At 64.5% G+C, this 11,742-nt stretch carries 12 protein-coding genes; 9 read left to right on the top strand and 3 right to left on the bottom strand.

The window, feature by feature from the left end:
* Positions 1 to 66 precede the first annotated feature (66 nt).
* The 6 genes from hutC (at position 67) to P7A97_RS11295 (ending at position 6,173) form a co-directional block, all read left to right on the top strand.
* Positions 67 to 777 (top strand): histidine utilization repressor, encoded by a 711-nt coding sequence (gene hutC / locus P7A97_RS11320; protein ID WP_277690050.1) that lies wholly within the window; start codon positions 67 to 69, stop codon positions 775 to 777.
* A 178-nt stretch (positions 778 to 955) separates the two neighbouring features.
* The gene (locus tag P7A97_RS11315; protein WP_277690049.1) at positions 956 to 1,822 is read left to right on the top strand and encodes an autotransporter domain-containing protein; all 867 of its coding nucleotides are present in this window, start codon (positions 956 to 958) and stop codon (positions 1,820 to 1,822) included.
* A gap of 105 nt (positions 1,823 to 1,927) precedes the next feature.
* Positions 1,928 to 3,475, top strand: a complete 1,548-nt coding sequence (locus tag P7A97_RS11310; protein ID WP_277690048.1) for an arylsulfatase — start codon at positions 1,928 to 1,930, stop codon at positions 3,473 to 3,475.
* 353 nt (positions 3,476 to 3,828) lie between these two features.
* Positions 3,829 to 4,254 (top strand): nuclear transport factor 2 family protein, encoded by a 426-nt coding sequence (locus tag P7A97_RS11305; RefSeq protein WP_277690047.1) that lies wholly within the window; start codon positions 3,829 to 3,831, stop codon positions 4,252 to 4,254.
* Positions 4,255 to 4,482: 228 nt separating this feature from the next.
* Positions 4,483 to 5,415 carry an ABC transporter ATP-binding protein gene (locus P7A97_RS11300; protein WP_277690046.1) on the top strand — a complete coding sequence of 311 codons (933 nt, stop codon included), beginning with the start codon at positions 4,483 to 4,485 and terminating at the stop codon, positions 5,413 to 5,415.
* Entirely contained in the window at positions 5,412 to 6,173 is a 762-nt protein-coding gene (locus tag P7A97_RS11295) for an ABC transporter permease (RefSeq protein WP_277690045.1), read from the top strand. Before P7A97_RS11300 ends, P7A97_RS11295 begins: the two co-directional genes overlap by 4 nt.
* A 36-nt stretch (positions 6,174 to 6,209) precedes the next feature.
* Here the strand turns inward: P7A97_RS11295 and P7A97_RS11290 are convergent, their stop codons facing one another.
* Positions 6,210 to 6,617 carry a VOC family protein gene (locus tag P7A97_RS11290; RefSeq protein WP_277690044.1) on the bottom strand — a complete coding sequence of 136 codons (408 nt, stop codon included), beginning with the start codon at positions 6,615 to 6,617 and terminating at the stop codon, positions 6,210 to 6,212.
* A gap of 57 nt (positions 6,618 to 6,674) precedes the next feature.
* Here P7A97_RS11290 and P7A97_RS11285 point away from each other — a divergent pair, with 57 nt between their 5' ends.
* Positions 6,675 to 6,977 carry a putative quinol monooxygenase gene (locus P7A97_RS11285; protein ID WP_277690043.1) on the top strand — a complete coding sequence of 101 codons (303 nt, stop codon included), beginning with the start codon at positions 6,675 to 6,677 and terminating at the stop codon, positions 6,975 to 6,977.
* Between the two features lie 7 nt (positions 6,978 to 6,984).
* Here the strand turns inward: P7A97_RS11285 and P7A97_RS11280 are convergent, their stop codons facing one another.
* Both P7A97_RS11280 and P7A97_RS11275 read right to left on the bottom strand, forming a co-directional pair.
* Complete coding sequence (locus P7A97_RS11280) at positions 6,985 to 8,241, bottom strand: Zn-dependent hydrolase (RefSeq protein WP_277690042.1); 1,257 nt, start codon at positions 8,239 to 8,241, stop codon at positions 6,985 to 6,987.
* A 46-nt stretch (positions 8,242 to 8,287) separates the two neighbouring features.
* The gene (locus P7A97_RS11275; RefSeq protein ID WP_277690041.1) at positions 8,288 to 9,778 is read right to left on the bottom strand and encodes an NCS1 family nucleobase:cation symporter-1; all 1,491 of its coding nucleotides are present in this window, start codon (positions 9,776 to 9,778) and stop codon (positions 8,288 to 8,290) included.
* A 194-nt stretch (positions 9,779 to 9,972) separates the two neighbouring features.
* Between P7A97_RS11275 and P7A97_RS11270 the strand changes: the two genes are divergently transcribed.
* Positions 9,973 to 10,161 (top strand): hypothetical protein, encoded by a 189-nt coding sequence (locus P7A97_RS11270; protein ID WP_277690040.1) that lies wholly within the window; start codon positions 9,973 to 9,975, stop codon positions 10,159 to 10,161.
* A 127-nt stretch (positions 10,162 to 10,288) separates the two neighbouring features.
* Positions 10,289 to 11,728, top strand: coding sequence for a dihydropyrimidinase (gene hydA / locus P7A97_RS11265; protein WP_277690039.1), 1,440 nt, complete (start codon positions 10,289 to 10,291; stop codon positions 11,726 to 11,728).
* Positions 11,729 to 11,742 lie beyond the last annotated feature (14 nt).

The following is an 11,742-nucleotide window of genomic DNA, read 5'->3' as shown; positions in this document are numbered from 1 at the left end:
AGGCTGGGAGAGCGGCGCCGTGCTCGGCTATCATCCGCTGCAACCGGGTCATCCCAAGGAGTTGTCGTGACCAGCAACACCCCGCGCTACAAGGCGATCGAGGATTTCTTGCTCGAGCGCATCCACGACGGCACCTACCCGGTCAATCACCAGATTCCCCCCGAAGAACAGCTGGCGCGCGATTTCGGCGTCAGCCGCATGACCGCGAATAAAGCCATCCAGCATCTGGTGCAGCAGGGCTACCTGCTGCGTCAGGCTGGGCTCGGTACTTTCGTCACCGACCGCAAGGCCGAATCCTCGCTGCACGACGTGCTCAATATCGCCAGCGAAGTGCGCGCCCGTGGCCACGACTACAGCAACGACGTGATTCGTTGCGAGGCCGTGGCGGCCGACGACGAGGTGGCCCTGCGCCTCGGCCTGCGCCTGGGCGCCCAGGTGTTCCACAGCATCCTGGTGCACCGCGAGAACGGCGTGCCGATCCAGCTGGAGGATCGCTTCGTCAATCCGCGCTGGGTACCCCACTACCTGGATGCCGACTTCAGCCAGCAGACGCCCAACGAAGTGCTGGTGGCCAGCTGCCCGATCAGTGACGTGGAACATGTGGTCGAGGCCGTACTTGTCGATGCGCAGACTGCCGCCTGGCTGGACATGCAGCCGAGCATGCCGTGCCTGTCGATGATCCGCCGCACCTGGTCGGACGAGCATCTGGTCAGCTACGCGCGGCTGATCCACCCCGGCGAGCGCTACAAGCTGCGTTCCAACAGCAAGCGTCGCTGATTGTTCACTGCCGCCCGTTTTATACCGGGCAACTGCGCCACTGCCGGCTATTCTGCGAGTAACCCCGGCGGAACCGGATGTCGGGCGTAGATCAGCACAAGGGGGCGTCATGCGTGCATGGTTAATGGGGGTTGGGGGTTGTTTGGGATTTTTGGCTCTAGGGGTACAGGCTGAACCCTTGCGTTTGACGGAAGTGGATATGGAGGAAAAGGTCAACGGCGTGCTGGCGCTGATGTCTTTTTCGGTGGTGCCGGACCTGGCTTCCAGTTCGCTCAGCTTCAATGATGCGCAAAGCGATAACCCGGACCTGACCATGGTCCAGTTCGGCGGCGGTGCGACCATGGGCGAGGACTTCCCGCTCTACCTGGAAGGCTCGGCCGCCTATAGCCGCTATGACCCGCGCTTCATCCTCACCAACGGCCAGGACAGCCGACGGGTGCCGCTGAAGTGGACCACGGTGTCGGCCACCGGCGGCATCGGCTGGGACTTCGCCCTGAACGACGAGTGGGTGCTGCGGCCCATCGCCAACTTCTCACTGGGCTACATGAGCAGCGATATCAACCTGGCCCGGGTCTTCGTCAACCAGCGCTTCGACCGCGACATCGAGTTTCTCGATGACGGCCACATGAAGGTGGGGGGGCTGGGCGGTTCGCTGATGCTCGACTGGGAGCGAGTGCGGCCCGATTACGAAGTGGACCTGGAGCTGCGCTACAGCAACATCGAGCTGCACAACATCGGCGGCGACAACGGCATCGACGGCTCGGCCAGTGCCGAGGCCACCAATCTGTGGGCGCGCTGGCGCGCACCTACCGGCATCATCACCCTGCAACGGCCGCTGCGCTATGTGCTGGAGCACTCCTATTCCGAATACCTGGGCGACCAGCGCGGGGCGCTCGGCTTCGACCGCCTGTTCACCGTCGGTGCCGGTGTCGAGCTGGACTCCAGCGCCTACGACGTGATCATCACCCGCACCCGTTTAGTGATGCGCTACATGTGGGGCAACAACGTGCACGGTACCTCGCTGGGCCTGGCTGTCAGTTTCTGAGGGGCTTGCTGGCATCAAACTGCCACATTAGACAGCTTCCGAATCATGGCTAGTCTCAAAAGGTCTCTTGGCATTGCGAGAGACACACCATAGGGAGATAGCGTGATGCGACTGTTTAAACAACTCACGTTGGTTGCTGCCGCGCTTGTGGCAACAACCGCAGTAGCGGCGGAGAAACCCAACATTCTGGTGATCTGGGGCGACGACATCGGCACCTGGAACATCAGCCACAACAACCGCGGCATGATGGGCTACGAGACGCCCAACATCGATCGCATTGCCAACGAAGGCCTGTCCTTCACCGATTACTACGGTCAGCAGAGCTGCACTGCCGGCCGCGCAGCCTTCATCGGCGGCAACGTGCCGGTGCGGACTGGCATGACCAAGGTCGGCCTGCCAGGTGCCGAACAGGGCTGGCAGAAAACCGACGTAACCATGGCCACCGTGCTCAAGAGCCAGGGCTATGCCACCGGCCAGTTCGGCAAGAATCACCAGGGCGACCGCGACGAGCACCTGCCGACGCAGCATGGTTTCGACGAGTTTCTCGGTAACCTCTACCACCTCAATGCCGAGGAAGAGCCGGAGAACCGTGACTATCCGGGCGACATGAAGCTGGCCAACGGCAAGACCTTCCGCGAGCAGTTCGGCCCGCGCGGCGTGTTGCATGCCACTGCCGACGGCAAGATCGAGGACACCGGCCCGCTGACCAAGAAGCGCATGGAGACCATCGACGAGGAAACCCTGGCCGGTGCCATCAACTTCATCAAGAAGCAGAAGGAGGCTGACAAGCCGTTCTTCGTCTGGTGGAACGCCACCCGCATGCACTTTCGCACCCACGTGAAGGAAGCCAACAAGGGCATCTCCGGCCCGAGCGGCGACGAGTACCACGATGGCATGGTCGAGCATGACCGGATGGTGGGCGAACTGCTCAAGACCCTGGACGATCTGGGCATCGCCGAAAACACCATCGTCATGTATTCGACCGATAACGGCCCACACTTCAATACGTGGCCGGATGCTGCCAATACGCCGTTCCGTAGCGAGAAAAACTCCAACTGGGAGGGTGCCTACCGTGTGCCGACTTTCGTGCGCTGGCCTGGCAAGTTCCCGGCAGGCAAGACGCTCAATGGCATCGTCAGCCACGAAGACTGGCTGCCGACCTTTGCCAGCATAGCCGGTGCGCCGGACATCAAGGACAAGCTGCTCAAGGGTGTCGAGCTGAACGGACGCAAGTACCGCAACTACATCGACGGCTATGATCAGACTGATTACCTGATGGGCAAGGGCGAAGCGCCACGCAAGGAGTTCTGGTACGTCAACGACGACGGCCAGATCGTGGCGGCGCGCTATGACGACTGGAAGGTTGTGTTCCTGGAGAACCGCGGCCAGGCCTTCGAGGTGTGGCGCGAGCCTTTCGTCGAACTGCGCGTGCCACTGATCTTCAACCTGCGTCGCGACCCATTCGAGAAGGCGCAGCACAGTGCCAACACCTATAACGACTGGGTGCTTGAGCGGGCTTTCGTGATCGTGCCGATTCAGGCCATGGCTGCGAGGTTCCTGCAAACCATGAAGGATTACCCGCCTAGCCAGACGCCAGGTTCGTTCAACCTGAGTTCCATTGAGGCCAAGCTCAAGGCCGGTGCGGGCCACTGAGTCGCATGTCACTCTACTAACAGGTCGGGCAATCCGGCCTGCTATCCAGGGGCTCATTCGTCTGGCACGTTGAGCCCCTGTTCATTTCTGTGGTGAAACCTGCTTGCCCCGAACCGTCCGTCGCTTCAGTCGCTCCCTTGCCGATCTCTGGATACGCTCTGTCGAGCCTGCGTAAGGTGTCGCGGCGGGTACTGGCATCCGCCGATGCGCCTGCTGCACGTCCTGATCAATGGCTTTCATGGCCTCGACCTCACAACCCTTCGGCTGGGACTAGGCCGGGCGCTTCTGTACGACGAACACGGCGACGCAGCCACGCTCGCCACGAGGGTTGTGCTTGAGCACAAGGAGCGAACATGAGTTCCCACAGCGAACTGAAAGCCCTGGTCGACAGCTGGGAGGCGGCCAACCGTGACCGCGATGTCGATGCCATCCTTGACCACTATGCCGCCGACCTGGTCGCCTTCGATGCCATCCTGCAACTGCAGTTCAAGGGCCGCGAAGTCTACAAGGCGCACTGGAAGAGCTGCCTGGAAATGTGTGGCGGCCCCATGACCTTCGAGGTGCACCAGTTGCAGCAGTGGGGCGAGGGCGACGTCGGTTTCGGCCACTTCCTTTGCCACTGCGGTGGCACCGATGCGGAGGGCAATAGCCACGACGGCTGGATGCGCGTGACCCAGGGATACCGGCGCCTCGGTGGGCAGTGGCGCATCGTTCACGACCATTTCTCCGCGCCATTCGACCCGGAGACTGGTCAGGCGCTGTTTGCTTTGCAGCCCTGACGGAGTGGGCTCTGTGGGAGCGGAGTGCCGCCTAACCGCTTCCACACACATTGCCGAGCACAAGCTGTAGGAGGGGCCTTGGCCTCGACGATTTTGAGTTGCCAAGATCGCGGCCAAGGCCCCTCCTACAAAAAACAGCACGTGTCTGACCAAGGCGTCAGGCTCTGCGAGCGAAGCCGGCGCTTCCTGCTCTACAATCGGGACTTTTCGCCAGACCAAGGAGCTGCCGTGGAATCGGTCATCGCGGTCGAGAACCTGAACAAGACGTACAAATCCGGCCATCCGGCCCTGAAGAACATCAACCTAGATATCCGCAAGGGCGAGATCTTCGCCCTGCTCGGGCCCAACGGCGCCGGCAAGACCACCCTGATCAGCATCATCTGCGGCATCGTCAATCCGGGCGATGGCCGGGTGCGCGTGGCTGGCCATGACATCAAGGCCGACTACCGCGCGGCGCGCTCGGCCATCGGCCTGGTGCCGCAGGAGCTGGTCAACGACGTGTTCGAAACCGTGTGGGCCACGGTCAGATTCAGCCGCGGTCTGTTCGGCAAGAAGCCGGACGACGCCTACCTGCAGCAGCTGCTCAAGGAGCTGTCGCTGTGGGACAAGCGCGACGCCAAGATCTTCGAGTTGTCCGGCGGAATGAAGCGTCGGGTGATGATCGCCAAGGCGCTGTCCCATGAGCCGCAGATCCTGTTCCTCGACGAACCCACTGCGGGCGTCGACGTCGAGCTGCGCCGCGACATGTGGCACATGGTGCGCCAGCTGCGCGAGCGCGGCGTGACCATCATCCTCACCACCCACTACATCGAAGAAGCCGAGGAGATGGCCGACCGCATCGGCGTGATCCGCAAGGGCGAGATCCTGCTGGTGGAAGACAAGCAGACCCTGATGCACCGCCTGGGCAAGAAGCAGCTGCTGCTGCAGCTCAAGCAGCCGCTGGCCTGCGTACCGGCCGAGCTGGCCAGCTATGGCCTGGAGCTGAGTGACGAGGGCCACGCCCTGGTGTTCACTTTCGACGCTCAGCGCGAGCACACCGGCATCGCCGAACTGCTCAAGGACCTGGCCCAGCACGGCATCGACTTCAAGGATCTGCAGTCCAGCGAAAGCTCGCTGGAAGACATCTTCGTCAGCCTGGTGCATGAGAAGGAACGCGCATGAACCTGCAAGCCATCAAATCCATCTACCTGTTCGAACTGCACCGCACCTGGCGCACCCTGCTGCAGAGCATCGCCACCCCGGTGATTTCCACCTCGCTGTACTTCGTGGTGTTCGGCTCGGCCATCGGTTCGAGCATGACCGAGGTGCACGGTGTCAGCTACGGCGCCTTCATTGTGCCGGGCCTGATCATGCTGGCGCTGCTCACCGAGAGCATCGGCAACGCCTCGTTCGGCATCTACATGCCCAAGTACTCGGGGACCATCTACGAGTTGCTGTCGGCGCCGGTGTCGTTCTTCGAGATCCTGCTCGGCTATGTCGGCGCGGCGGCGACCAAGTCGGTGATCCTCGGCCTGATCATCTTTCTCACCTCGCGGCTGTTCGTCGATTTCGAGGTGGCGCATCCGATCTGGGCGCTGGCGCTGCTGGTGCTGACGGCCATCACCTTCTGCCTGTTCGGCTTCATCATCGGTGTATGGGCCGATGGCTGGGAGAAGCTGCAGGTGGTGCCGGCGCTGATTGTCACGCCATTGGCCTTCCTCGGCGGCAGCTTCTACTCGATCAGCATGCTGCCGGAGCTGTGGCAGAAGCTGACCCTGTTCAACCCTGTGGTCTATCTGATCAGCGCGTTCCGCTGGGCCTTCTTCGGCGTCGCCGACGTCAGCCTGGGCCTGAGCCTGGGCATGATCTTCGGTTTCCTGCTGGCCTGCGTGCTGGTGGTGAGCTGGATCTTCAAGACCGGCTATCGCCTGCGGCAGTGATCGCCGTTACCGAGCAGGGCGCCACGCAAGGTGGCGTCATGCGCTGAAGCGCTGCCCGGAAATCGCCGGGTGGTAGATCGGCTGGATCTTGTTCCCGGCCGGGTCCAGCAGGTGGAAGCTGTGGGCGCCGTCGCCATGGGCGAACGGGCGGTCGAGCAGGGTCACCCCGCATTCCTTGAAATAGGCATACCAGGCGTGCAGCTCGTCGAGGCTGTCGACCACGAAACCATAGTGGTCGACCACCTGCACGCCGCTGCTCGGCGCATAGGCGCGGCCCAGAGACAGGTTGTCGTTGCCACAGGTCAGGTACACCAGGTCTTCGTTGGCGCGGTTGAGTACCTGCATGCCCAGCACGTCGACGTAGAAGCGCTCGCACGCCTCCAGGTTGGGTACCAGGATCGCCACATGGCGCAGACCGTTGAGTCTTCCGGGGCGGTTGGGCATCATGGCTCTCCACTTTGTATACAAAATTAAGTCAATATTCGTACAAAAGGAGAGGTCATGTACAGCATCCTGCTCAAGACCCGTCTGCGTCCGGGGAGTCTCGACGTCTTCATGGACGCCATGCGCGTCAACGCCGCCGCCTCGGTGCGCGACGAACCGGGCTGCCTGGCCTTCGATGTGCTGCGCGACCGCCACGAGGCGGACCTGGTCTGGTTGTACGAGGTGTACAGCGACGAGGCCGCGCTGGATGCCCATATGCAGACCGCACACTTCCAGGCCAGCCGGCCCCTGGTGGAGCCGCTGATCCTGGAGCAGTCGGTGATCGAGGCGGACGTGCTGGCCTTCAACCCGCGCGCTTGAGCCGCGTTCAGCCGGCGCTGCGCAGCATCGCGCGCAGCAGTACTTCGCAGCCGGCGGCGAGGTGCTCGGGGTCGGCGTTCTCGATCTCGTTGTGGCTGATGCCGCCCTCGCAGGGCACGAAGATCATCCCGGCCGGGGCCAGTTCGGCGAGGAAGATGGCGTCGTGGCCGGCGCCGCTGACGATGTCCATGTGCGACAGCCCCATCTCGGCGGCGGACTGGCGCACGGCCTCGACGCACGCGGCGTTGAAGTACAGCGGCGGGAAGTCGGCGGTGGGCGTCAGCTCGTAGCTCAGGCCGTGGCGCGCGCAGCTGGCCTCGATGACCTGGCGGATCTCGCCGACCATGTCGTCCAGCTGGGCCGGGTCGAGGTGGCGCATGTCCAGGGTCATCCACACCTCGCCGGGGATCACGTTGCGCGAGCCGGGGCGCAGGTTGAGGCAGCCGACCGTGCCGCAGGCGTGCGGCTGGTGGCTGTGGGCGATGCGGTTGAGCGCGCTGACGATCTCCGCGGCGCCGACCAGGGCGTCCTTGCGCAGGTGCATCGGCGTGGGGCCGGCATGGGCCTCGACGCCGCTCAGGTGCAGGTCGAACCACTTCTGCCCCAGCGCGCCGAGCACCACGCCGATGGTCTTGGCCTGGTCTTCGAGGATCGGGCCCTGCTCGATATGCGCCTCGTAGTAGGCGCCCACCGCGTGGCCGCTGGGTGCGCGGTTGCCGGCGTAGCCGATGGCCTGCAGCGCCTCGCCGACGCTGACGCCATCGGCATCGCGGATGGCCAGGGTATCGTCCAGGGTGAATTTCTCGGCGAACACGCCGGAGCCCATCATGCACGGGGCGAAGCGTGAGCCTTCCTCGTTGGTCCACACCACCACTTCCAGCGGCGCCTCGGTCTGCACGCCGAGGTCATTGAGGGTGCGCAGCACTTCCAGGCCGGCCATCACGCCGAAGCAGCCGTCGAACTTGCCGCCGGTGGGCTGGGTGTCGATGTGGCTGCCGGTCATCACCGGCGCCAGCGCCAGATTGCGCCCGGCGCGGCGGGCGAAGATGTTGCCGATGGCGTCGACGCTGACCGTGCAGCCGGCGTCTTCGCACCAGCCAACGAACAGGTCGCGGGCCTGGCGGTCGAGGTCGCTCAGGGCCAGGCGGCAGACGCCGCCCTTGGTGGTGGCGCCGAGCCGGGCCAGGTCCATCAGCGATTGCCACAGGCGTGCGCTGTCGATATGCCGGGCAGGGCTGCCCAGCACGCTGTCGAGTGTGTTCATGGTCGCTCTCCGAGAAGCCGGCGCCGTGCGGCGCCGGCAGGGGGGATCAGGCGGCGGCCTTGCGCGCGCCGCTCAGGCTGCCGAGCTTGAGGCCGGCGCAGAGGTAGTACAGAGCGCCACCGAGCAGCGAGCCGGTGAACCAGCCGTAGCTGTAGAACCAGCCGAGCAGGCCGGTGGTCATGGCCAGCACGGTCAGCGCCACCGGCACGCCGAGGGCGATGAAGCCGGCCCAATTGACCGCCGGGTAGGCGCCGCCGTCGAGGTACAGCGACGGCAGATCGAGCTGCTGGCGGCGCACCAGGAAGTAGTCGACCACCATGATCCCGGCAATCGGCCCGAGCAGGCTGGAGTAGCCCAGCAGCCAGTTGGAGTAGAGGCTTTCCAGGCTGACGTCGGAGGCGATCACGCCGGCCTTCTTCAGCAGCTCGTGGCCCATCAGCAGCAGGCCGACCAGGCCGGTGATCAGCACCGCCTTGGTACGGTTGATCAGCTTCGGCGCGATGTTCTGGAAGTCATTGGTCGGCGACACGATGTTGGCCGCGGTGTTGGTCGACAGCGTGGCGATGATGATCAGCGCCATGGCCAGGGCGACCCAGACCGGGCTGTCGATATGGCCGATCAGGCTGACCGGGTCGGCCACGGTTTCGCCGACCAGCGAGGCCGAGGCGGCGGTGAGCACCACGCCGAGCGCGGCGAACAGGAACATGGTCAGCGGCAGGCCGACCACCTGGCCGATGATCTGGTCCTTCTGGCTGCGCGCATAGCGGCTGAAGTCCGGGATGTTCAGCGACAGGGTGGCCCAGAAGCCGACCATGGCGGTGAGGCCGGCGAAGAAGTAGCTGGCCACGCCGTCACCTTCCGGACGCTTGGGCGGCTGCGCCAGCAGTTCGCTCAACGACACCTGCGGCATGGCCCAGGCCAGCAGGCCGACACCGACGGCCAGCAGCAGCGGGGCGGAGAGGGTTTCCAGCCATTTGATCGACTCGGCGCCGCGCAGCACCACCCACAGGTTGAGTGCCCAGAACACGAAGAAGCCGATCACCTCGCCGATGCCGCCGAGGGCCTTCCAGTCGGGGAAGATCGAGCCGAGGAACAGGTGGATGGCCAGGCCGCCGAACATGGTCTGGATGCCGAACCAGCCGCAGGCCACCAGGGCGCGCACCAGGCACGGCACGTTGGAGCCGAGGATGCCGAACGAGGAGCGCAGCACCACCGGGAAGGGGATGCCGTACTTGGTGCCGGGGAAGGCGTTGAGGGTGAGCGGGATCAGCACCACGATGTTGGCCAGCAGGATGGTCAGCAGCGCCTCGCCGACCGACAGGCCGAAGTAGGCGGTGAGCACACCGCCCAGGGTGTAGGTGGGCACGCAGATGGCCATGCCGACCCACAGCGCGGTGATGTGCACGCTGCGCCAGGTGCGCTCGGCCACCTTGGTCGGCGCGATGTCTTCGTTGTAGCGCGGGCTGTCGAGCACCTCCGCGCCGGCGTTCATTTCGTAGAGCCCGTCTTGGGCCGTGACCTCGGTTCTGCTGTGCATGGGGCCTCTCCAGTGTCGTCGTATCGCTGTTCTTATGCGTGCGGCAGAGCCTTCACGCTGACGGCTGAGGCCACAGTCAATAAGCGTGCCGAAACTGTCCGAACGGTCGGAAATACTCGCCATGCCCAGGCAATACGGGCACTTGCGCCGGGTGGCCGCTTCGCCATGCAACACCATCGGCGGTGGTTCTGGCAATGCTGTCCTCGGCGGCAGGTTTCAAACTGGTGCGTGAAAATATTTTTTGCCCGCTGCCGGTTTCCGCCGCCGGCGAGCAACTGCCTGTTTTGTCTGATTTTTCACCTTTCAAAGCAAAAGCTGACGTATGGGTCAAACTGGTGCGCGGTCCTCACCATTTTGGTGATTTTCATAAAATATCCTTTTAAAACAATATCTTGATAGATGTTAGTGGGTGCCTATGGCCTGCTTGCATGAATCGTTCTGTGCGGATAGCTTTTGATCCTGTCTTGCGCGACAGGTTATGGATTCGCGCCGCTCAGAGAGGACTGCGAGATGACGCTACTGATACGCGGGGGCACCGTGGTGACCCACGAGGAAAGCTACCGGGCCGACGTGCTGTGCGGCGATGGACGCATCCTGGCCATCGGTGAAAACCTTGAGCTGCCGGCCGGCGCCGAGGTGCTGGAGGCCGGCGACCTGCTGGTGATGCCCGGCGGCATCGACCCGCACACGCACATGGAGCTGCCCTTCATGGGCACCGTGGCCAGCGAGGATTTCTACAGCGGCACCGCCGCCGGCCTGGCCGGCGGCACCACCTCGATCATCGACTTCGTCATCCCCAACCCGCGCCAGTCGCTGCTGGAGGCGTTCCAGCAGTGGCGCGGCTGGGCCGAGAAATCCGCCGCCGACTACGGCTTCCACGTCGCCGTGACCTGGTGGAGCGAGCAGGTCAGCGAGGAGATGGGCGTGCTGGTGCGCGAGCACGGCATCAACAGTTTCAAGCACTTCATGGCCTACAAGAACGCCATCATGGCCGCCGACGACACCCTGGTGGCCAGCTTCGAGCGTTGCCTGGAGCTGGGCGCCATGCCCACCGTGCACGCGGAGAACGGCGAGCTGGTCGACCACCTGCAGCGCAAGCTGCTGGCCCAGGGCATCACCGGCCCCGAGGCGCATCCGCTGTCGCGTCCGGCGCAGGTCGAGGGCGAGGCCGCCAGCCGCGCCATCAGCATCGCCGGCACCCTCGGCGTGCCGCTGTACCTGGTGCATGTCTCCACCGAGGACGCCGTGGAGCAGATCCGCCTGGCCCGGCGCAATGGCCAGCCGGTGTACGGCGAAGTGCTGCCCGGCCACCTGCTGCTCGACGATGGCGTGTACCAGAGTGCCGACTGGCAGTTCGCCGCCGGCCATGTGATGAGCCCGCCGTTCCGTCCGGCGCATCACCAGCGCGCGCTGTGGCAGGGCCTGCAGAGTGGCGACCTGCAGACCACCGCCACCGACCACTGCTGTTTCTGCGCCGAGCAGAAGGCCGCCGGGCGTAACGATTTCAGCAAGATTCCCAACGGCACTGCCGGCATCGAAGACCGCATGGCCGTGCTGTGGGACGCCGGGGTCAACAGCGGCAAGCTGTCGATGCACGAGTTCGTCGCCATCACCAGCACCAACACCGCCAAGCTGTTCAACCTCTACCCGCGCAAGGGCGCGGTGCGCGTCGGCGCCGATGCCGACCTGGTGCTGTGGGACCCGCAGGGCAGTCGCACCATTTCCGCCAGCACCCACCACCAGAACGTCGACTTCAACATCTTCGAGGGCCGCCAGGTGCTCGGCGTGCCGCGCCACACCATCAGCCAGGGCCGCCTGGTCTGCTGCGACGGCGATCTGCGCGCCGTGCGCGGCGCCGGTCGCTACCTGCCGCGCCCGGCCTGGCCGAGCGCCTACCAGGCCCTGCAGCGCCGCGCCGAACAGCAGCAACCGCTGCCCGTCGCCCGCTAAGCCATACCTTTGCG

The sequence above is a fragment of the Pseudomonas sp. GOM6 genome (genome assembly GCF_029537485.1).
GTDB lineage: Bacteria > Pseudomonadota > Gammaproteobacteria > Pseudomonadales > Pseudomonadaceae > Aquipseudomonas.
This window is presented reverse-complemented; position numbering and strand designations above follow the sequence as displayed.